Origin of the sequence: Algibacter miyuki (assembly GCF_030409805.1) — a bacterium.
In the GTDB taxonomy this organism is placed as follows: Bacteria; Bacteroidota; Bacteroidia; order Flavobacteriales; family Flavobacteriaceae; genus Algibacter; species Algibacter miyuki.
Genome location: NZ_JAUFQP010000007.1, coordinates 150,154 through 171,646, shown reverse-complemented (window position 1 = coordinate 171,646; position 21,493 = coordinate 150,154). Strand labels below are relative to the sequence as shown.

Sequence of the window (21,493 nt, the reverse complement as noted above, 5' to 3'; positions counted from 1 at the left end):
CACTTTTTTAAAAGGAAGATATAAAGATGAAAAATATTCAATTAGCTACCGTTGGTGGTGGCTGTTTTTGGTGTACCGAAGCGGTGTTTCAGGAAGTTAATGGTGTTGAGAAAGTAGTGTCTGGATATTCAGGCGGTACGGTTCCAGGGCATCCCACGTATCGTGAAATATGTTCAGGATTAACAGGGCATGCCGAGGTTATTCAAATAAGTTTCGATGCTGATATACTGTCGTATCAAGACCTTTTAGTGATTTTTATGACCACGCATGATCCTACTACGTTAAATCGTCAGGGTGCCGATAAGGGTACGCAATACCGCTCGGTTATTTATTATCATAATGAAGCACAAAAGGAGATAGCTGAAGTTGTTTTAACTGAAGTTGCGCCGTATTATGAAAATGACATTGTAACCGAAATTTCAGCTTTAGAACCTTTTTATGAAGCTGAAAAGGAACATCAAAATTATTATAGAGATAATCAAACACAGGGCTATTGCAGTTTTGTAATAACTCCAAAACTTGCAAAACTTAGGCAGCTACATGCCGATAAATTAAAAGCTTAATTTTCTAGGAAACAAGATCATTATAGCGATCTAAAAAACTAATTATAACACGGTATGAAAGTCAATTTAAAAGACACCTTTACAACACAATTACCAGCCGATCCCATACTCGAAAACACAAGAAGACAGGTGGAAAATGCTTGCTTTTCGTATGTAACACCAAAGCAAACTCAAAAACCAGAGTTATTGCATGTGTCTCCTGAAATGTTAGAAAATGTGGGTTTATCGGAAGTTGATGCGCAAAGTGATGCTTTTTTGAAGGTATTCACTGGTAATCAGGTTTTGGAAAACACCAAACCATTTGCCATGTGTTACGGCGGACATCAGTTTGGAAATTGGGCAGGACAATTAGGAGACGGACGCGCTATTAATTTATTCGAAGTTGAACATCAAAATAAACATTGGGCATTACAGTTAAAAGGTGCTGGTGAAACGCCGTATTCTAGAACTGCCGATGGTTTGGCGGTGTTACGCTCGTCTATCCGAGAGTATTTATGTAGCGAAGCCATGTTTCATTTGGGCGTGCCAACCACTAGAGCATTATCTTTGGCGTTATCAGGCGATCAAGTGATGCGCGATATGCTTTACGATGGGAATCAAGCTTACGAAAAAGGAGCTATTGTAACTCGAGTGGCGCCTTCTTTTTTACGTTTTGGAAGTTTTCAAATTTTGGCGGCTAGAGGCGATGTGGATACTTTGAAAACATTAACCGATTATACGATATCTAGCTTTTTTTCGCATTTAGGAAAACCTTCAAAAGCTACTTATTTAAACTTTTTTCAAGAGGTAACTACGCGCACTTTAAAAATGATTATCGATTGGCAACGTGTGGGTTTTGTGCATGGTGTTATGAATACAGATAATATGTCTATCCTTGGTTTAACTATAGATTATGGTCCTTACGGATGGTTAGAAGATTTCGATTTTGGTTGGACTCCAAATACCACTGATAGACAACACAAACGTTACCGTTACGGCAATCAGCCTAATATGGGGCTGTGGAATTTATATCAACTTGCTAATGCGTTATATCCCTTAGTTGAAGATGTAGAACCGCTGCAGGCTATATTAGATGCTTATCAATCGGAATTTGATACGCAGTCTTTAGCCATGATGAGAAAGAAGCTTGGGTTATCAAAGGCCGATGAAAACGATGCTATTTTATTTCAGAAATTAGAAGAAAACTTACAGCTTACAGAAACGGATATGACAATTTTCTTTAGAAGCTTGAGTCATTTTTCATTTAAAAAACCTTCCGAAGGAATAAACGTTGTGAAAGATGCATTTTATAATTTAAATGAAGTTGAAAACGGTGTAGAACAGCAATGGGAAACCTGGTTTAAAGATTATGCTAAGCGTCTGGAAGATGAAAATCTTTCTGTAGAAATTAGAAAAAACCAAATGCATAGCGTAAACCCAAAATATGTGTTACGAAATTATATGGCGCAACTTGCTATTGATGATGCGAATAAAGGTGATTATAAATTAATAGACCAATTATTTCAGCTCTTGAAAAAACCTTATGATGAGCAGCCAGAAAACGAAAAATGGTTTGCCAAACGTCCCGAATGGGCACGTCATAAAGTAGGATGCTCTATGCTGTCTTGTAGTTCGTAAATTAAACTATGCCATTAAAAATAAAAGGTATACGTTGCGTATTATTACCTTTACAATATTAAATTTCTTTAGAATGAATATTCAAAAAATTACACTTGTTTTTGTTGCTACTTTAGTCGTAAACGCATGTGCCACTTATAAAACACAATATAATAAAGCTTCTGAAGTTAATTTTCCAGACAAAGCCATTAGCCATTCATTTTATTTAATTGGCGATGCTGGAAATTCTCCAATAGGTTCAGAATCTGCGGGATTAACAGCATTTAAAAATGAAATAAAAAATGCGCCAGCGGCGAGTACGGTGTTGTTTTTAGGGGATAATATTTACCCTAAAGGTTTGCCGGATGAGGGAGAAGCAGGACGTGAGTTTGCCGAGTATCAACTTAAAATTCAAACCGATGCTGTTAAGGACTTTAAAGGTAATGCTGTTTTTATTCCAGGAAACCATGATTGGTATAGCGACGGATTGAAAGGATTAAAACGTCAAGAAAAATATGTTGAAGACGCTCTAGGGAAAAACACGTTTTTACCAGAAGATGGTTGTCCGATAGAAAAAGTTGAGATTTCAGATGATGTGGTTATGATTGTTGTAGATACGGAATGGTATCTTACAAATTGGGATAAACACCCGACAATAAATGATGATTGCGACATAAAAACCCGCGAGAAATTTTTCGAAGAATTGGAAGGTTTAATTAAGAAATCTCGTGGTAAATCTACCATTATTGCTATGCACCATCCGTTGTACACTAGTAGTTTACATGGAGGGGAATATAGTTTTAAGTCGCATTTAAAACCATTGCCTGTTTTAGGAACTTTAAAAAATGTACTTCGCGAAACTACAGGGGTTTCACCTGCCGATTTACAAAATAAGAGATATAATACGCTTAAAAAACGTGTGGTAACCCTGGCTCAAGATAACGAAAAAGTAATTTTTGTGTCTGGTCACGATCATAATTTACAATATTTAGTACAAGATAATTTACATCAAATTATTAGCGGAGCAGGTTCAAAATCAACACCAACCCGTAACGTTGCTGGTCAGTTTTCGTCTAGTGATGCTGGTTTTGCAAGATTAGATGTTTTTACCGATGGATCTTCGTTTGTTCGTTTTTATTCTGCTAAAAAAAATAAAGTAATTTATCAAAGTGAGGTGTTGCCATCGGATAAAAAAGTAAACGAAATTCCATATAACGAGAATATTTCAAAAGAAAAAATAGCGGCTATTTATACAGCAGATGAAGTTGATAAATCAGGATTTTATAAAAGTATTTGGGGTGATCGTTATCGTGAAATTTATGGAACGGAAATAGCAGCGCCAACCATTAAACTCGATACGTTATTTGGTGGATTATCGCCGTTTAGAAAAGGCGGAGGACATCAGTCTAAATCCTTGCATTTAAAATCGGACACCACAGGAAAACGTTACGTTATGCGGGCACTTCGTAAAAGTGCTACGGTATATTTACAGGCCATGGCATTCAAAGATAAATATATTGGAGACCAATTTGATGGCACGGTTACCGAAAGTATTTTACTAGATTTTTACACCGGATCTCATCCTTATGCACCATTTGTAACGGGGGTTTTGTCCGATGCTGTTAATTTATATCATACCAATCCGGTTATATATTACATCCCAAAGCAAACGGCTTTAACGGGGTATAATGATGAATTTGGAGATGCTTTATATATGATTGAAGAACACGTATCAGATGGGCATGGTGATTTAGAAAGTTTCGGGTTTGCTAATAAAATAGAAAGTACGGACGATATGTTGAAGAATCTTCGAAAAGATGAAAAATATAGTGTAGATGAAGTTACATATTTACGTGCACGATTGTTTGATATGGTTGTTGGAGATTGGGATAGGCACGTGGATCAATGGCGTTGGGCAGAGTTTGAAGATGAGGCTACAAAAGCAATTATTTATAAACCAATTCCAAGAGATCGTGACCAAGCATTTTCTATCATGGGTGATGGCGGTTTAATGAATGTAGCCACTAGAATTATCCCGTCTTTAAAGCTTATGGAAGGTTTTAAAGAAGATGTTCGTAATATAAAAGGTTTCAATTTTAGTCCGTATTCTTTAGATATGACTTTGCTGAACAAAACCAGTAAAGCGCAATGGGAAGCACAAATTGCTTTCATTCAAAAGAATTTAACTGAAGCAGTAATCGATGAGGCTTTTTCTAATTTTCCGAAGGAAATACAAGGCGTATCCATTGCGAAAATTAAACCTGTTTTTTTAGAGCGTATTAAAAACTTATCCACTTTTGGTATGGATTATTTTGAAGTTTTAAGTGGTTGCTCGGTAATTACAGGTACTGATAAAGACGATTTATTCGAAATTGAACGTATGCCAAATGGAATAACGAAAGTTACTGGAAGCCGTATTAAAAATGGTGAAAAAGGATTTGTATTTTTTGATAAAACGTACTCGGCAAATGAAACTAATGATCTTTGGATTTATGGTTTAGATGATGATGATGAATTTCGAGTTTTTGGTGAAGGCGACCATTTAATAAGAGTGGTTTTAGTTGGCGGACAAAACAATGATATCTATACGGTTGAAAACGGAAAAAAAGTGACATTCTACGATTATAAATCGAAGAAAAGCACCATTACTACTAATAATGGGAAGCAAAAATTAACCGACGATTATCTTTCTAATGTTTATGATATTAAGAAGTTAAAAAACAGCACTAACCAATTGATTCCTGTTTTAGGTGCAAACCCTGATGATGGTTTTAAAATCGGGTTTGTAAATACGCTTACTAATTACGGGTTCGAAAGAAATCCGTTTAGTTCGCAACACACCATTGGAGCATCGTTTTATTTTGCAACTAGTGGTTTCGATTTAGAATATACAGGTGAATTTGCAAACGTAGTTGGTAACTGGAATTTAGGTTTAAATGCAAAAATTACAAGTCCGAATTATGCTATTAATTTCTTCGGATATGGAAATAGTACACCAAATTTAAATATTGATGATGAAGATCAGTATAGCCTAGATTATAACCGGGTAAAATATAGTACGTTCAGTTTTGCCCCGTCTTTAAACTGGCGTGGTCAATTAGGTGGGCATGTTAAGGTGAGTTTAACTTACGAAGCGATTGAAGTTGAAGAATCGAATGATCGATTTATAAATGAGTTTTATGTTGCCAATGGCGAAGAAAATAACAAGAAATTTGTTGGAGCCGATGCCATCTATACCTATCAAAATAAGGATAACGAGGCTTTTCCAACTATGGGAATGCAAACTAGTTTACAAGTGGGATATAAAACAAATGTCGACGAATCTAAAGGGTTTGGTTATTTAATTCCTGAGCTTGGTTTCGATTATAAATTAATCTATAGCGGACAATTAGTTTTGGCTACTAACGCAAAAGCGCATATTACTTTTGGTGACGATTTTGAGTTTTATCAAGCCGCAAATATCGGTGCTAACAATGGTTTGCGCGGATATAGAAACGAACGATTTTCAGGTAAAAATGCATTTTATCAAAGTACCGATTTACGTTTGAATTTACATAAGGTAAGTACCGGTCTTTTACCACTAGAAATTGGGGTTTACGGCGGTTTCGATTATGGTCGTGTTTGGATTGATAACGATTTATTGCTAACCAATGATTTAAGTCTCAATTCTAGCAAATGGAATACCTCACTTGGAGGAGGTATTTACGCTAACGCAGCCGATGTGGCCACGTTAAATTTATCGGCCTTTAATAGTGATGATGGGCTGCGTATTGCTTTTAAAATTGGGTTTGGTTTTTAAGCTTAGTTTAAGTTAAATTCATATAAATTACCGTCGCTTCCATGTGCTTTTTCATCGGTAATATAGACCGTGTTATTGTCTTTGAAGCAAATGCTCTCTTTTTGAGATACACGGCCGCTAAGCGGAATTTCTGTAGGAGTTCCGCTAAAAAAATCGTTACCATCAAAGTCGGTAAATACCCATACTGATTTTGGGCTTAATAACACCATTTTTTTACCATCGGTGCTAATATCTGCAGCAGTTATCCAGCAATCCATAGTGTCACAGGTATTAAAACGGCTTATTAATTCGGCTTCGTGATGGCCTTTTTCGGCGGGTACTTTATATAAATTGGTACTGCCAAAATCACCTTTTACACGACTTTTAGTAAACAAATAAAAGGCATTGTTAAAGTAGAAAAAAGCTTCGCAATCAAAATACATTTTCTTGTTTTTAGGCGGAAATTTATCTTGATTGGGATATGAAAAAGAAATACGTTCTACATCAACTTTTCCTTTATCACCTAAATCTTTTTGTTTGATTTTTAAGATGGCTAAATTTTTGCGATCGTTGTCGTTATTGCCAAAATCTCCAATATAAAGATTGCCTTTTTCGTCTGAAGTTAAATCTTCCCAATCGTGATTTTTAGCATCAATTTTCAACTCTTTTTTAATGTTTCCTTTTGCAGAAACACCGTAAAGTTTTGATGAATTTCCGCCATCGTTTAACATCCAAATATAATCCGAATTCGTGGCGATTTCAATACCTGAAACTTCATTTAAGGCTTTCGGTAAATCGGCTATAACAGTAATATTTTCGTTTTCACAACCTGCTGCAAGAATTAAAAAGGATATAATAAGTTTGTTCATCTTAGCTTTAAAATTTAAGTGGTAAATTTACTGAGTTTTTTAGACTTATGAAGAGATACGATGTTATTATTGTTGGCGGAGGCGCCGCAGGTTTTTTTGCAGCTATTAATATTGCTGAAAAAAATCAGGATTTAAAAGTGGCTATTTTAGAGCGTGGAAGTGAGGTGCTTACTAAAGTGAAAGTTTCCGGTGGCGGACGTTGCAATGTAACGCACGCTGAGTTTATTCCGCAGGAATTAGTACTGAATTATCCGCGTGGCGAAAAAGAACTTCTAGGGCCGTTCCATCAATTTATGACAGGTGATACCATCGCGTGGTTTGAAAAACGAGGTGTGACGCTTAAAATTGAAGATGACGGACGCATGTTTCCGGAAAGTAATTCGTCGCAAACCATTATCGATTGTTTTTTGAATGAAGCTGAAAAACATGGCGTTGAGGTTTTAAAAAACCATGCAGTGAAAAACATTAAGCATTTAGAATCGGGTTATGAAATAGAAAGTACAGGAGGCGATTTCTCTGCTGAAAAATTAGTTGTTTCCACAGGAAGCAATCCGAAAATTTGGAAACTTTTGGAAGCTTTCGGTCATGGTGTTTCTCAACCTGTACCATCACTTTTTACTTTTAATATTAAAGATGAACGCATTACGGAAATTCCAGGTGTTGTGGCTTTAAATGTTGAAATTAAAGTGGTAGATACTGATTTATGGAGCGAAGGCCCGTTATTAATTACGCATTGGGGGATGAGTGCGCCAGCTATTTTGAAGTTATCTGCTTTTGGTGCTTTGGAATTAGCGAAACGTGATTATAAATTTCAGATTGAAGTGAATTTTATTCGTCAAGCTTTTGAGGATTGTTTGGATACTTTAAAAACATTAAAACTCGATTTAGCTAAGAAAACGGTGTTTAAATCGACCCAGTTTGATTTGCCAAAACGCCTTTGGCATAAATTGGTTTTGGCCTCAGAAATGACCGAGGATACACGTTGGGCAGATTTGAATAAAATGCAATTAGAGGCATTGGCGAGTCAGTTAACTGCTGCTGTTTTTAATGTGGACGGAAAAAGTACTTTTAAGGAAGAATTTGTAACGGCTGGTGGTATTAACTTAAAGGAAGTTAATTTTAAAACCTTTGAAAGCAAGCGCCATGAAAACCTGTTTTTTGCAGGTGAAGTTTTAAATATTGATGCGGTTACTGGTGGTTTTAATTTCCAAAATGCTTGGACAAGTGGCTATATTGTTGCTAAAGCCATTACTGGATAAGGTTAAAATATAGAGTCGAAATGATGCCGTATGTATGGTTGTGATTCTGGAATTAGATGGCTTAATTTTTAAACTTGCTAAAAATACCTTTCCAACGTAAATCTCGAATAAACTGACCTTCATCAATAGAAACTAAAGGTGTTATGTTTTCTTTTTTTGCTTTAAAATAACCCGACATATAATCTTTAAACAAACCGAAACTTCCTTTTTTATATGCTAGTTTTAATGCCGAAATAAAGGTGATGGAAAAGCCGTAGCGCATTTTATACATGGCTTCGCCTTGTAAGTACTTAGAGGCTTTGTTGTAGCTAATGCCTGTGGGTTTTAAATGTTTTACGTGCAACGATTCATCAGTTAAAAGTGTCCAGCCGTAATATTTGGCAAGCAACTCATCAACGGTATCCCAACCCATGGAAGGTTTTAATTGTCCTATGGTATTAAAACAAGATTTTCTATAAGCTTTGAGTGCGCCACGAATATGGTCTTTGTTGGTTAAATTTTCTAAGACCCAGTTATTGTTTTTTTCAATGTAGCAAAAACCAGCGGCCATGCCGAGTTTTGGGTTGGCTTTAAAATGCATCGAAATTTGTTCTAAATAATGCTCAGGAAAAATTAAATCGGCATCAAATTTACAGATGATGTCATAATCTTCATCTAAAGTTTCAAAACCTTTGTAAAAGGCCTTTATAATTTTAGAACCCGGTAAATGCGCTTCGGAAGATTGATTATTAACCAAAGAAATAAAGGCATATTTTTCCGCGTAAGCGTTGATGATGTTTTTTGTATTATCCGTAGAATTATCATTTACAATCACCACACGTTTGGGTAAAAGGGTTTGATTTACCAAAGATTCTAAAGTTAGTCCAATGGTGCTTTCTTCGTTGTGTGCGGGAATAATAATGTGGAATTTCATTCTAAAATTTTATTGGTTATAGATGAAATTTTCAACGAGATGTAGTTTAGACTTCGGAACGAAAAAACAGTTTCTTACGCCATTATCTGTGCTTCTTTTTATGGTTGAAACTTTTTCTAAACCTTTCAATGTATGATTGAAAAAAACGTAGTCTAAAGCTTTAAAATAACTGTCTAATTCGGCTTCAATAGTATTGAAAAGTGTTTCGCAAATAACGATTGGTTCGTGAGATTTTATAATGTCTATACCTGAATTTAATATATGAATTTCAGTGCCTTCAGTATCAATTTTAATAAGATCTATTTTGCTTATTTTTTCCGTTTCAACGAATTTATCTAAAGTGGTGGCCTGTACGGTGTTTTTTATAAAATTTCGCGAGGTGGTTTTGGTTCCTGCGTTACCTTCGCCGGCTAAATTGTATTTTAAGTTTTTATATTTTAAACTTTCTACTTCATAAAAATCTATACTTCCTGTAGTGTCGCTTAAGGCTAAATCAACAGGTTTTATCTGGTTTTCAAAATTATTTAAAACAATATTTTTATTTAAATAATGTTTCGGGCCTAGTGCTGGTTCAAAAGCGTAGGCTTTAATTTTAGGGTTCGATTTACAGGCGATTAAGGAGTAATATCCAATGTTAGAACCAATGTCTAAAAAGGAATCAACATCTTTAGAAAGCATTTCGAAAAGTGCCGAATATTCAAAGTTTTTATAACCATCCCAAAATAAGAGTTGTGTTAAGTAACTTGTTTGGTTCGTGGCTATTTTAATGATTCCAGAATCCGTTTTAAGGTTTAAAATACCTGAAGGCGGAATTTTAATTTTATTTAAAAAAAGGCTTTTTAAAACATAATTTAAGTGTCGCAAAACATAGTTTATATGTTTCTGATAAATTATTTTATAAAAGTATTGTACTACCATGCTGTTTTAATTATGAAGCGTTGGTAAATATATACAGATTAATTAATTTAAAGCAGGAACTTAATTTTTTTATCCTGCAAATAATAAGTAGTTTTTAATATTTCCGCTTTAAGTGAAAGTTGTGGTTATGTAAATGGTATTTTACAATAAAAAATGAAATTAATGTTTGTAAACAATAGCATTAATATTCATACCCGCACCAACACTTGCAAACATAATAATATCACCTTTTTGAATGTTTTGATTTTCGAGTTCGCCTTTTAAAATGAAATCGTATAAGGTTGGAATAGTCGCGACACTAGAGTTTCCTAGTTTTGCTATAGACATCGGCATAATACCTTCTGGCATGGCCATATCGTGAAGTTCGTAAAAACGTTTCACAATAGCTTCATCCATTTTTTCGTTCGCCTGGTGTATCAATATCTTTTTTACATCTTTGATATCTACTTGGCTGTCTTCAAGACAAGATTTCATTGCTAAAGGCACATTTTTAAGTGCAAATTCGTAAATTTTTCTACCATACATTTTAATGTATCGACGGTCTTCTTTTATTTTAGGATTGTAGGTTTCTCCGAAGTAAATAAAATGAGCTTCATCGAAAGCGTATGTTGCTGATTTATGACTTATAATACCTCCTTCGTCTTCCGTGTCTTCAATAATTACGGCTCCTGCACCATCGCTGTAAATCATAGAATCTCTATCGTGTGGATCTATAATTCGTGATAATGTTTCGGCTCCGATAACTAAACATTTTTTAGCAATACCTGCTTTAATAAAAGCATTGGCTTGAATAACGCCTTGTACCCAACCTGGGCAACCAAAAAGGAGATCGTAAGCAACGCAATTCGGGTTTTTGATACGGAGTAAGTGTTTCACACGTGAGGCCATACTTGGTACGGTATCACTTTGCACACTATCGTGACGCACATCGCCATAATTGTGAGCAACAATAATATAATCTAAATCTTCACGATTAAGTTTAGCGTTTTCAATAGCTTTTTCTGCAGCAAAAGAAGCTAAATCGGAAGTGTTTAAATGGTTTTTGGCATAACGACGTTCACCGATGCCTGTGATGGCTTTGAACTTTTTGACTATAACTTCAGTTGGAGCCTTTATAATGGTTCCGTCACTATTTAAAAATTCATGATTATGGAAATCTTCATTTTTTTCAACATTGGCAGGAATATAGCTTCCTGTGCCCGTTATTTTAATATTCATAGGTAAAAAAAATTGCCGATATGGTTAATGTATCGGCAATATAAATACTTCTGAAAAAACAGTAGATTATTTTTATTTTATTTTACGATGTTCAGAGCAAATTTAGGCTTCCATATAAGCTTCAATAGGTGTACATGAACATACTAAATTTCTATCTCCGAAAGCGTCGTCTACACGGCGAACGCTAGGCCAAAATTTATTATCTCTAACATAATCCAACGGAAAAGCAGCTGTTTCTCTTGAATATGGAAACTGCCATTCATTGGCTGTAATCATATCTAAAGTGTGCGGTGCATTCTTTAAAACATTGCTTTCATCGGCTTTAGAAACTTGGTCTATTTCTTTTTTAATAGAAATCATAGCGTCGCAAAAACGATCTATTTCAGCTTTACTTTCGCTTTCTGTAGGTTCAATCATTAATGTTCCTGCAACAGGGAAGGATACGGTTGGTGCATGAAAACCATAGTCCATTAAACGTTTCGCGATATCCGAAACTTCAATGCCATTGGCTTTAAATGGACGACAATCTACAATCATTTCGTGAGCTGCACGACCACGTTCTCCAGAATACAGCGTATCAAAACTACCTTGTAAACGTTCTTTAATGTAATTGGCGTTTAGAATAGCAGTTTTTGTTGATGCTGTTAAACCTTCGGCTCCTAACATTTTTATGTAGCCGTAAGAAATTAAACAAGCTAAAGCAGAGCCAAATGGCGCTGCGGAAATAGCGGTTATCGCATGTTTTCCTCCTGTTTTTACTAATGGATTTCCAGGTAAAAAAGGCACGAGTTGTTTGGCAACACAAATTGGTCCTACACCTGGTCCGCCACCTCCATGAGGTATAGCAAAGGTTTTGTGTAAGTTTAAGTGACAAACATCGGCTCCAATGTTTCCAGGATTTGTTAATCCTACTTGGGCATTCATATTCGCACCATCCATATATACTTGTCCGCCGTTATCGTGGATAAGTTGTGTGATTTCTTTAATGGCCGATTCGTAAACACCGTGAGTTGATGGATACGTTACCATTAAACAAGATAGGTTGTCTTTGTGTAGTTCTGCTTTTTCACGTAAATCATCAACATCTATATTACCTTCTGCAGTAGATTTTGTTACCACTACTTTCATACCGGCCATAACCGCACTAGCAGGGTTTGTTCCGTGTGCCGAAGATGGAATTAAACAAATGTTTCTATGATGATCGTTACGAGATTCATGATATGCTTTGATCACCATTAAACCTGCAAATTCGCCTTGAGCTCCTGAGTTTGGTTGTAAAGATGTAGCCGCAAAACCTGTGATTTCAGTAAGTTGATCTTCAAGTTCTTTAATAACAGTTAAATAACCTTTAGCTTGTTTTTTAGGAACAAAAGGGTGGATGTTGGCCCATTTAAACATACTTAATGGCAACATTTCTGCGGCAGCATTAAGTTTCATGGTACATGATCCTAAAGAAATCATGGAATGGTTTAATGATAAATCTTTACGTTCTAATAATTTGATATAACGCATCAACTCCGTTTCAGAATGATGGGTGTTGAAAATATCGCCAGTTAAAAAATCAGATTGACGTTGAATAGACGCTTCAATATAATTAGCCGATTCAATAGAAGAAATACTTATGGTTTTCTTTTTTGCAGCTTTGGCGAAAACTGAAATTAGGTAATTGAGGTCTTTAATAGACGTTGTTTCATTTATAGAAATGGTTACCGTGTTTTTATCAGGGTAATGAAAGTTTACTTTCTTTTCTGTAGCAATTTTTTTGATTTTTTTCGCTTTCGTTTTAATTTGAAGCGTATCAAAATATGAGCTGTTAACTTGTTTATAACCTAGTTTTTCTATGGCTGCTGCTAAAGTTGCTGTTTTGTTATGTACTTTATTAGCAATAAACTTTAAACCTTTTGGACCATGGTAAACCGCGTACATACTTGCCATAACAGCTAAAAGTACTTGTGCAGTACAAATGTTAGAGGTTGCTTTGTCTCGTTTTATATGTTGCTCGCGGGTTTGCAAAGCCATACGCAAAGCGCGGTTACCATTAGCATCTTTAGTTACACCAATAATACGACCAGGTAAATCACGTTTGTAAGCTTCTTTTGTTGCGAAATACGCGGCGTGTGGACCACCATAACCTAACGGAATTCCGAAACGTTGAGTTGTTCCAACAACAACATCAGCACCAAATTTTCCTGGCGCTTCAAGTTTTACTAAGCTTAAAATATCGGCAGCAACGGCTACTTTTATTCTGTTTTCATTAGCTGATGAAATAAACGATTTGATATCTGTGATTTGTCCGTCTTTTCCTGGGTATTGTAAAATAGCACCAAAAAATTCCGAAGAAAAATCGAAATCAGATTCTTTACCAACCACTAATTCAATCCCAATTGGGTTTGATCTGGTTTGTAATAAAGAAAGGGTTTGAGGTAATATATTTTCTGAAACAAAAAACTTGTTAATCCCTGCTTTTTTCTGATCGCGTTCACGAACGGCGAATAATAAGCTCATGGCTTCAGCAGCTGCAGTACTTTCGTCTAAAAGTGATGCGTTTGCAATTTCCATACCGGTTAAATCAATAATCATGGTTTGAAAATTCAATAAAGCTTCCAGTCTACCCTGTGCAATTTCTGCTTGGTAAGGCGTGTAAGCGGTATACCAACCCGGGTTTTCTAAAATATTTCGTTGAATAACCGCAGGTAAAATAGTAGGATGATAACCTAAACCGATGTAGGTGGTGTAAGCTTTATTTTTGTCGGCTAATTCATGGATATGTAATAAATATTCATGTTCCGTCATTGGTAAATCTAACTGTAATCCTTTTTTCAATCGGATATCGTCGGGAACGGTTTCGTAAATTAGTTGATCTAAAGAATCTACACCAATGGTTTTTAACATGAGATTTTGGTCGTCTTCTCTAGGACCAATATGACGCAGGGCGAAAGCATTTGTATTCATTTAAATTGCAATTTATTAGCTAAAAGGCAAAAATAAAGAATAATTGATGCTTTATATAGGTGAAAGCGTAAAGTTTTTAACCATTTGGAAGTGTTATCAACAGTTTATGTATTTTTACGGCATGAAGCTTGTAAAACAATTTTTTAATTTTTACTTGAATAGCAGTATTCACGTCGCTTTCTCGGTTTGTGCCTTAACTTGGGTCTCTCTTTTGGAGTTTGGTTTTTCTTTTGAAGAAAGCGTGCTTTGTTTTGTGTTTTTCGCGTCTATTACTGGGTATAATTTTGTAAAGTATTTTGGAATAGCCAAATTTCACCATCGCAGTTTAACGCCTTGGCTGAAAGCAGTACAGGTTTTTTCGTTCTTCAGTTTTATTTTTATGTGTTACTATGGGTTTCAGTTGCATTTAAAAACGCTTTTTTATATCGCAGGTTTTGGTATAGTAACTTTCTTGTATGCCATTCCTTTTTTACCGAAACGGATATTTTTAGATCAACAGAATAATTTGCGAAGTATTGGCGGACTTAAAATTTACTTAATCGGCCTGGTTTGGATGGGGGTTACCGTGTTTCTTCCTATTATAGAAAATGATTATCCAGTGAATGCAGATGTTGTGTTAACAGCCGTGCAACGTTATATGTTCGTGCTTGTTTTAATGTTGCCTTTTGAAATAAGAGATTTGCTTTTTGATAGTTTGAAGCTATCTACCGTACCTCAAAAAATAGGCGTAAAACGTACTAAAATAATGGGGATGGTGTTGTTGACGTTTTTCTTTTTAATAGAATTTTTTAAAGATGACACGCATCAAATTAATGTATTAGTCTCTTTAATCTTAATTGTAGTTACCGGATGTTTTGTATGGTTCTCTAGTAAAAATCAAGGAAAATACTATGCCTCATTTTGGGTGGAAGCCATACCTGTTTTTTGGTTGCTACTTATGCTGTGGTTTGTTTAATGTAATTGCTCTTTTAAAGCTTTTTCTAAATCTTTTTTCATGTCTTCTTTGCACTTCGGATCTAAACATTCTAGCTTAGAATCTTCAATGCGTTTAGTTAACTTAGAATTGTTTAGAGAATATCCTCTACAGGCCTTACAGTATATTAAATGAAGGTTTAATTTTAGCTTCTCTAGCAAAGATGCTTCCTTATATTGTGCCTTATTACATATGTTGTTTGCTTCATTGCAAGGCATAAATATTTTTATTTTTCTACTCATAATTAAAACCAATTTTCTTTTAAGCAATCGGCCATAGCAGTTCGTGCTCTGTGGATGATTACCCATAGGTTAGACGCAGTGATGTTAAGTTCATTACAAATCACCTCAGTTTCATAATTAAGTATCGTTTTCATTTTAAAAACGTTCGCTTGTTTCTTTGGGAGTTTGCTTAAACAATCATGTATGGCATCGCCTAACTCGCTGTTTTGCATGCTGTCTTCGGCTGTTTTATCGAACGGGTCGGCCACGCGTTCTTCAAGCCAATCTCCTTCTGATTCTGAATCGTTATATTGGATTCTAACTTCTGCCTTGCCCTTATTTGAGTTTATTTTGCGGTAGTGATCAATAATTTTTCGTTTTAAAATAGAAATCAACCAAGTGCGCTCGCTTGCTTCTCCTTTAAAATTTTTCATTGATTTTAGCCCTGCCAAAAAGGTGTCCTGTACCAAATCTTGTGCGATCTCTCTGTCACTTACGCGCGTAATGGTGTAATTGAAAAGATAATCAGCATAAAGATCTATCCACTTGTCGGGATGTATTTGATGTTTCGGCATTGTTAATCGAAAATTAATAGTTGGCCAAAAATAAGGTAAAAAAATGACTTATTATCTTCTACAAGTAATTATGTAGTAGCCGAAACTTGTAAAATGTAGTCCAGAAAGTAAGGCGTAGAATGATCCTTTTAGGTTCTGTAAGCTTTCACGTTTTAAAGTTTTGGTGAATTCATGTTTTTAAGATTTAAGGTTGAATTAAAAATTTAAATTGAAGATAAAGAGCCATGTATACACTACTGCGAAAAGGGTAAATAAAGTATTCATGAAGTAACTTCCAATTTTAAAAATGGTTTGTTGCGGAATTTGATACATGGGATAATAAGCAATTTGCGTAGCCACTTTTCCTACCCAATACGCAGCTATTAATCCGGTAAGCGCTATGGCTAGGTGAGATTGATTTTTCAAGTCGCTAGGAATGAGGATAGCAATAAGCCCGAAAGAAAAGTTTAAACCCTGGATATATCGTCCGTAGGTTTTTGCAATTTCTTGGTTTAAGGGCTTAAGTTGTTTTACATCGTTATACCAATCGAAAACTTGGTGCCGTATATAAGGGTAAATCATAGCGGTAAATATTTGCCCGCAGCCACCGAGAATGATAAGCCAATTTGGAATTTGATTAGACATAGTTTTTTATTTTGAAGGTTATAAAAAGATTAAATAGGGCTAATAGCATGGAGACTACAATCCAAACAAACATGAGCGCCAAAGTATCGAAAGCTTGATGTTGCAGGGTTTTGAAAATGACTATTAGTGTGATAGTTGATAAAATATAAGTTATAAAGAGGTTTTTACAAACCTGATTTAGTGTCTTGAAGATGGTCCCTATTTTTATGCTTATTACTATTTGGATAAGTGCTAAAATCCAGATAGCGAGTATGCCTCCCTAAAAAGTAAAGAAGAGTAGGGTTGTAATTATAACTGCCCATTTATTGATAAGATATATTTGTTTCATAATTTTTAAACTTTCAGAAAATACTGAAACTATAATTTAAATTTTTTTATTTCAATAGTTTTAGTAAAGATTTTGTAATCCAGGTTTGTTCTTGGTTTACCATTTTATTTAGCATAGCATCGGCTGTTTCAGCCAAATCGTGTAGAGCTTTGGTTTGTTTTATCAATTCTTTGGTTTTTTCGGTCCCATCATCTTCAATGGAAGAAACTTCCTTTAAAACTTTAATAACTGGTTTTATTTCACGGCGACTACGTTCTTTAGCAATGTGTCTTGCTAATTCTTGTACATCTTTTTCGGTAGTAAAATACTCTTTACGCTCGCCAGGAATAGATTCTTTCGTAACAATGCCCCAATCCATAAGTTGGCGTAAATTCATGCTGGTATTACCACGCGAAATTTTAAGTTCGCCCATAATATCTTCCATGGTTAAAGGCTTAGTTGAAATAAAAAGTAACGATTGTATTTGTGCCATAGCTTTGTTTATGCCCCATAATGTGCCTAAACTTCCCCATGTGCTGATAAATTTTTCTTTGGCTTCTTGATATTCCATACGGCAAATATATAAATTATTTCTAAACTTTCAGTAATTATTGAAAGTTTGTTTTAAATGGACTTTATTTTCTACGAATGCATAAATAAAAAACCCATCGACTAAATCGATGGGTTTTTAAAATGTATGTTTGAGAATGATAGTTTAATCAATCAACCCAGCACGTTTTAATAATGCTTCAGGTTTTGGTTCTTGCCCTCTAAAGCGTTTGTAAAGTGTCATTGGGTTTTCGGTGCCGCCTTGAGAAAGCACGTTATCTTTAAATTTACTAGCAACTTCTTTGTTGAAAATGCCAGATTCCTTAAAGTATTCAAAAGCATCTGCGTCTAAAACTTCGGCCCATTTATAACTGTAATATCCTGAGGAATATCCACCTTGAAAAATATGAGAAAAGGCTGTGCTCATACAGGTTTCTTCCGTTTCTGGGTATAAGCTTGTGTTTTTAAAGGCTTCTGATTCAAAAGCTTTTACATTGGTAATTCCAGAAGGATCTTGACTGTGCCAATCCATATCTAAAAGTCCGAAACTTAATTGACGCAACGTTTGCATACCTTGATGAAAACTTGCTGAATCCTTAATTTTTTCAACTAAATCCATCGGGATAACCTCACCGGTTTCATAATGTTTGGCAAACAATTCCAAGGCTTCTTTTTCGTAACACCAGTTTTCCATAACCTGACTTGGCAATTCTACAAAATCCCAAAACACGCTAGTACCCGATAAGCTGGCGTACGTGGTGTTGGCTAGCATGCCATGTAAGGCGTGTCCGAACTCATGAAAAAGCGTGGTAACTTCATTGAATGTTAATAATGAAGGTTTACTTTTTGTAGGTTTTGTAAAATTGCAAACTATTGAAACGTGCGGGCGGCTATTTTCGCCATTTTTAATGTATTGTGGTTTGTAAGACGTCATCCAAGCGCCATTGCGTTTTCCTGCTCTAGGGAAAAAATCGGCATAAAAAATAGAAACTAAATCACCTTTATCGTCGGTAACTTTATATGTTAAAACATCGTTGTGATATTTATCGATGGTATTAATTTCTTCAAAATTTAGATCGAATAATTTATTAGCAACCGTAAATGCACCATCAATTACATTTTCTAGTTTGAAGTAAGGTTTTAGTTTTTCATCATCTAAACTGAACAATTTCTGTTTTAACTTTTCAGAATAATAAGAACCATCCCATTTTTGAAGCTGATCGATACCGTCCAAATCTTTAGCAAAAGCTTCTAAATTTTCAAATTCACGTTGTGCTGCAGGTTTCGATTTCTCTAATAATTCATTCGAAAAATTTAAAACCGTTTCAGGAGTTTCCGCCATACGTTCCTCCAAAACAAAATGCGCATGTGTTTTGTAACCTAATAAATTCGCACGTTCGTGGCGTAAATTCACTATTTGTATTACAATATCTTGGTTGTCTAAATCGTCTCCTTTAAAGGCTTTGCTTCCTGCTGCTAGGGTTAACTTTTTGCGTAATTCGCGATTATCGGCATAGGTAACAAAAGGAATGTAACTTGGGTAGTCTAAAGTGAATAACCAACCAGATTTTTCTTTAGATTCAGCCAGCTGCTTTGCTGCTTCAATGGTGCCTTCTGGTAAGCCTGATAAATCTTTTTCATCAGTAATTAGCATTTCAAATTTGTTGGTTTCTGCTAAAACGTTTTCACCAAATTTTAAGCTTAACTGACTTAGTTTTTTATCAATATCGCGGAGTTTTTCCTTTTTGTCTTCGGCTAAATTGGCGCCGTTTCTAGAAAAACCTTTGTATTTTTTATCTAATAGTGTGGTTTGTTCGGTGGTTAAATCTAAAGTATCTTTAGAGTCGTAAACTGCTTTTACACGTTTAAATAAAGCCTCATTTAAAGTAATGTCGTTACTAAATTCTGATAGTAATGGCGATACTTCTTGAGCTATTTTCTGAATAGTTTCATTTGTTTCCGCAGAATTCAAATTGAAAAATATACTGGAAATACGATCTAATTGCTCTCCGGAAAAATCTAAAGCAACAATAGTATTTTCAAAAGTAGGAGCTTCAGTTTGGTTAACAATAGCATCAATTTCAGCTTTTGCTTGTGTAATCGCTTCTTTAAAGGTTGGTAAATAATCGTCATTTTCAATAGCTGAAAACGGCGCGGAGTGGTATGGTGTATTGAACGGAGTGGTTAAGGCTTGCTTTATCATTTTAATTAAAGATATGTTAAATTAAAAATTTACCATGCGTACATAGTAAATTTTCATATATTTGCGGCAACAATTTTAGAGTGACTAACTCTTAAAAGATTATTGTTAATAGCTAGAAAAACCTCGAAATTTATTTCGAGGTTTTTCATTTTATACTAAATGCTATAAATTCTTAGCCGATTCGTTTACTTTTACTTTTAAGTCTTCTTTGTAAGCTATTATTTTATCGAGCACTTTTGGGTCGCTAGCTCCTAAAATTTGAGCAGCCAAAATTCCAGCGTTTTTTGCACCATTTAAAGCTACAGTTGCTACAGGAACACCACCTGGCATTTGTAAAATGGAAAGTACAGAATCCCATCCATCGATAGAATTACTACTTTTTACAGGTACGCCAATTACAGGTAATGGAGATAACGAGGCAATCATGCCTGGTAAATGCGCAGCGCCACCGGCTCCTGCAATAACTACAGCAAAACCTCTGGTGTGTGCATGTTTTCCGTAATCGAATAATTTTTCTGGGGTACGATGTGCAGAAACAATATCTACTTCAACGTCTATATCAAATCCTTTTAAAATGTCTATGGCATCTTGCATTACTGGCAGGTCGCTTTTGCTTCCCATGATGACTCCTACTTTATTCATTTTTAAATTGAATTAAATTTATAATTATTTTATTTTTTCTTCTGAACGGTTTCAAATATGATAACCACAAAAGATTTTATTCTGAAATGACTCTAATGGCCTTTTTAACTTCTTCGGCAATACGACGTGCTTCGTTTAAATCTTCATTTACAATGGTAACATGTCCCATTTTTCTAAACGGTCGGGTTTGTTTTTTACCATAAATATGAGGTGTAACACCATCCATATTCATTATTTTTTCGATGTTTTCGTAAACTACATTTCCGCTGAAACCTTCAGCACCTACAAGGTTTACCATAACACCACCAACTTTATTATCGGTGCGCCCTAAAGGTAAATTTAAAACAGCACGAATATGTTGTTCAAATTGCGAAGTGTAACTAGCTTCAATAGTTTGGTGTCCTGAATTGTGAGGTCGTGGAGCTACTTCGTTTATTAAAATATCATCGTTTTCTGTTTGAAACATTTCAACAGCTAAAAGTCCGACATGGTTAATGGCTTTTGATACTTTTAAGGCGATATCTTCTGCTTTTTTTGCTACTGCAGCATCAATACGCGCTGGGCAAATAACGTATTCTACTTGGTTGGCTTCTGGGTGAAATTCCATTTCTACCACCGGATAGGTTTTAGTTTCACCATTTGCATTTCTGGCAACAATAACAGCCAATTCATTTTTAAAAGGGACTAAGTTTTCAGCAATACATTCTACGTTTGGTAAATTGGTTAAATCGTCGATGCTTCTTACAATTTTAACACCAGTACCATCGTATCCAAATTGTGCGCATTTCCAAACAAAAGGTAGCTTTAATCCACCGTGGTTTATGGCTTCTTTAATTTCCGAAGTAAAGGCAAAACGCGTAAACGGAGACGTAGGAATATTATGATCTACATAAAACAGTTTTTGCGTTGCTTTGTTCTGAATAATCCGAAGGGTTTTAGCCGATGGATATACTTTTACGCCTTCTTTTTCAAGGGCTTCCAAAGCATTTATGTTTACGTTTTCAATTTCAATAGTTAAAACATCAACTTGTTTTCCGAAGTTATAAACGGCATCATAGTCCATTAAATCACCCAAGTGAAATTCGTCGCAGGCCGTTTTGCATGGTGCTTCGTTGCTGCTTTCTAAAACACAGGTGTAAATATCAAATTTTCGGGTATTGTAAAGTAACATTTTACCTAGTTGACCACCACCTAAAATACCAAGTTTAAAATTGGAAGAAAAGTAATTCATTTGTTTGTTTTAACTAAAAATTCTTAAATAGATAGCAAAAATACGTTTAAATCTCAAAATAGACTTCAATTCCTAAATCAAAAAAGCCTAATTACTTAATCT

17 protein-coding genes are annotated in these 21,493 nt (G+C 35.1%); 5 read left to right on the top strand and 12 right to left on the bottom strand.

Annotated elements, in window-relative coordinates:
- Nucleotides 1-26 precede the first annotated feature (26 nt).
- From msrA to QWY92_RS03805, 3 genes are all read left to right on the top strand, one after another.
- Nucleotides 27-563, top strand: a complete 537-nt coding sequence (msrA, locus tag QWY92_RS03815) for a peptide-methionine (S)-S-oxide reductase MsrA (RefSeq protein ID WP_377879452.1) — start codon at nucleotides 27-29, stop codon at nucleotides 561-563.
- 54 nt (nucleotides 564-617) lie between these two features.
- Nucleotides 618-2,180 (top strand): protein adenylyltransferase SelO, encoded by a 1,563-nt coding sequence (locus QWY92_RS03810; RefSeq protein ID WP_290268591.1) that lies wholly within the window; start codon nucleotides 618-620, stop codon nucleotides 2,178-2,180.
- Between the two features lie 73 nt (nucleotides 2,181-2,253).
- Entirely contained in the window at nucleotides 2,254-5,958 is a 3,705-nt protein-coding gene (locus QWY92_RS03805; protein ID WP_290268590.1) for a metallophosphoesterase, read from the top strand.
- A 2-nt stretch (nucleotides 5,959-5,960) separates the two neighbouring features.
- Here QWY92_RS03805 and QWY92_RS03800 read toward each other — a convergent pair whose 3' ends face one another.
- Entirely contained in the window at nucleotides 5,961-6,806 is an 846-nt protein-coding gene (locus QWY92_RS03800; RefSeq protein WP_290268589.1) for a hypothetical protein, read from the bottom strand.
- Nucleotides 6,807-6,853: 47 nt separating this feature from the next.
- Between QWY92_RS03800 and QWY92_RS03795 the strand changes: the two genes are divergently transcribed.
- The gene (locus tag QWY92_RS03795) at nucleotides 6,854-8,065 is read left to right on the top strand and encodes a BaiN/RdsA family NAD(P)/FAD-dependent oxidoreductase (protein ID WP_290268588.1); all 1,212 of its coding nucleotides are present in this window, start codon (nucleotides 6,854-6,856) and stop codon (nucleotides 8,063-8,065) included.
- Between the two features lie 61 nt (nucleotides 8,066-8,126).
- Here QWY92_RS03795 and QWY92_RS03790 read toward each other — a convergent pair whose 3' ends face one another.
- From QWY92_RS03790 to gcvP, 4 genes are all read right to left on the bottom strand, one after another.
- The gene (locus QWY92_RS03790) at nucleotides 8,127-8,978 is read right to left on the bottom strand and encodes a glycosyltransferase family 2 protein (RefSeq protein WP_290268587.1); all 852 of its coding nucleotides are present in this window, start codon (nucleotides 8,976-8,978) and stop codon (nucleotides 8,127-8,129) included.
- A 9-nt stretch (nucleotides 8,979-8,987) separates the two neighbouring features.
- On the bottom strand, nucleotides 8,988-9,842 hold the full coding sequence (locus QWY92_RS03785) for an FkbM family methyltransferase (protein ID WP_290268586.1): 855 nt from the start codon (nucleotides 9,840-9,842) through the stop codon (nucleotides 8,988-8,990).
- A 213-nt stretch (nucleotides 9,843-10,055) separates the two neighbouring features.
- On the bottom strand, nucleotides 10,056-11,114 hold the full coding sequence (locus QWY92_RS03780; RefSeq protein ID WP_290268585.1) for a 3-oxoacyl-ACP synthase III family protein: 1,059 nt from the start codon (nucleotides 11,112-11,114) through the stop codon (nucleotides 10,056-10,058).
- Nucleotides 11,115-11,216: 102 nt separating this feature from the next.
- The gene (gene gcvP, locus QWY92_RS03775; protein WP_290268584.1) at nucleotides 11,217-14,066 is read right to left on the bottom strand and encodes an aminomethyl-transferring glycine dehydrogenase; all 2,850 of its coding nucleotides are present in this window, start codon (nucleotides 14,064-14,066) and stop codon (nucleotides 11,217-11,219) included.
- A 46-nt stretch (nucleotides 14,067-14,112) separates the two neighbouring features.
- Here gcvP and QWY92_RS03770 point away from each other — a divergent pair, with 46 nt between their 5' ends.
- Nucleotides 14,113-15,021 (top strand): UbiA prenyltransferase family protein, encoded by a 909-nt coding sequence (locus tag QWY92_RS03770; protein WP_290269971.1) that lies wholly within the window; start codon nucleotides 14,113-14,115, stop codon nucleotides 15,019-15,021.
- Here the strand turns inward: QWY92_RS03770 and QWY92_RS03765 are convergent.
- The 7 genes from QWY92_RS03765 to QWY92_RS03735 form a co-directional block, all read right to left on the bottom strand.
- On the bottom strand, nucleotides 15,018-15,281 hold the full coding sequence (locus tag QWY92_RS03765; RefSeq protein WP_290268583.1) for a hypothetical protein: 264 nt from the start codon (nucleotides 15,279-15,281) through the stop codon (nucleotides 15,018-15,020). The two genes, QWY92_RS03770 and QWY92_RS03765, sit on opposite strands and share 4 nt — an antisense overlap.
- A 2-nt stretch (nucleotides 15,282-15,283) precedes the next feature.
- On the bottom strand, nucleotides 15,284-15,835 hold the full coding sequence (locus QWY92_RS03760; protein WP_290268582.1) for a sigma-70 family RNA polymerase sigma factor: 552 nt from the start codon (nucleotides 15,833-15,835) through the stop codon (nucleotides 15,284-15,286).
- Between the two features lie 195 nt (nucleotides 15,836-16,030).
- Nucleotides 16,031-16,459, bottom strand: coding sequence for a hypothetical protein (locus QWY92_RS03755; protein ID WP_290268581.1), 429 nt, complete (start codon nucleotides 16,457-16,459; stop codon nucleotides 16,031-16,033).
- Between the two features lie 374 nt (nucleotides 16,460-16,833).
- Nucleotides 16,834-17,337, bottom strand: coding sequence for a GbsR/MarR family transcriptional regulator (locus QWY92_RS03750; RefSeq protein ID WP_290268580.1), 504 nt, complete (start codon nucleotides 17,335-17,337; stop codon nucleotides 16,834-16,836).
- A 144-nt stretch (nucleotides 17,338-17,481) separates the two neighbouring features.
- Complete coding sequence (locus QWY92_RS03745; protein ID WP_290268579.1) at nucleotides 17,482-19,518, bottom strand: M3 family metallopeptidase; 2,037 nt, start codon at nucleotides 19,516-19,518, stop codon at nucleotides 17,482-17,484.
- Between the two features lie 162 nt (nucleotides 19,519-19,680).
- Complete coding sequence (gene purE / locus QWY92_RS03740) at nucleotides 19,681-20,160, bottom strand: 5-(carboxyamino)imidazole ribonucleotide mutase (protein ID WP_290268578.1); 480 nt, start codon at nucleotides 20,158-20,160, stop codon at nucleotides 19,681-19,683.
- A gap of 76 nt (nucleotides 20,161-20,236) precedes the next feature.
- The gene (locus QWY92_RS03735) at nucleotides 20,237-21,391 is read right to left on the bottom strand and encodes a 5-(carboxyamino)imidazole ribonucleotide synthase (protein ID WP_290268577.1); all 1,155 of its coding nucleotides are present in this window, start codon (nucleotides 21,389-21,391) and stop codon (nucleotides 20,237-20,239) included.
- Nucleotides 21,392-21,493: the final 102 nt, after the last annotated feature.

Bases quoted from the DNA above. Each gene is read 5' to 3' on its own strand.
- QWY92_RS03805 (WP_290268590.1), top strand. From the start codon at position 2,254: ATGAATATTCAAAAAATTACACTTGTTTTTGTTGCTACTTTAGTCGTA.
- QWY92_RS03770 (WP_290269971.1), top strand. From the start codon at position 14,113: ATGCTTTATATAGGTGAAAGCGTAAAGTTTTTAACCATTTGGAAGTGT.
- msrA (WP_377879452.1), top strand. From the start codon at position 27: ATGAAAAATATTCAATTAGCTACCGTTGGTGGTGGCTGTTTTTGGTGT.
- QWY92_RS03795 (WP_290268588.1), top strand. From the start codon at position 6,854: ATGAAGAGATACGATGTTATTATTGTTGGCGGAGGCGCCGCAGGTTTT.
- QWY92_RS03755 (WP_290268581.1), bottom strand. From the start codon at position 16,459: ATGTCTAATCAAATTCCAAATTGGCTTATCATTCTCGGTGGCTGCGGG.
- QWY92_RS03760 (WP_290268582.1), bottom strand. From the start codon at position 15,835: ATGCCGAAACATCAAATACATCCCGACAAGTGGATAGATCTTTATGCT.
- QWY92_RS03765 (WP_290268583.1), bottom strand. From the start codon at position 15,281: ATGAGTAGAAAAATAAAAATATTTATGCCTTGCAATGAAGCAAACAAC.
- QWY92_RS03745 (WP_290268579.1), bottom strand. From the start codon at position 19,518: ATGATAAAGCAAGCCTTAACCACTCCGTTCAATACACCATACCACTCC.
- QWY92_RS03810 (WP_290268591.1), top strand. From the start codon at position 618: ATGAAAGTCAATTTAAAAGACACCTTTACAACACAATTACCAGCCGAT.
- purE (WP_290268578.1), bottom strand. From the start codon at position 20,160: ATGAATAAAGTAGGAGTCATCATGGGAAGCAAAAGCGACCTGCCAGTA.
- QWY92_RS03735 (WP_290268577.1), bottom strand. From the start codon at position 21,391: ATGAATTACTTTTCTTCCAATTTTAAACTTGGTATTTTAGGTGGTGGT.
- QWY92_RS03790 (WP_290268587.1), bottom strand. From the start codon at position 8,978: ATGAAATTCCACATTATTATTCCCGCACACAACGAAGAAAGCACCATT.
- QWY92_RS03800 (WP_290268589.1), bottom strand. From the start codon at position 6,806: ATGAACAAACTTATTATATCCTTTTTAATTCTTGCAGCAGGTTGTGAA.
- gcvP (WP_290268584.1), bottom strand. From the start codon at position 14,066: ATGAATACAAATGCTTTCGCCCTGCGTCATATTGGTCCTAGAGAAGAC.
- QWY92_RS03750 (WP_290268580.1), bottom strand. From the start codon at position 17,337: ATGGAATATCAAGAAGCCAAAGAAAAATTTATCAGCACATGGGGAAGT.
- QWY92_RS03780 (WP_290268585.1), bottom strand. From the start codon at position 11,114: ATGAATATTAAAATAACGGGCACAGGAAGCTATATTCCTGCCAATGTT.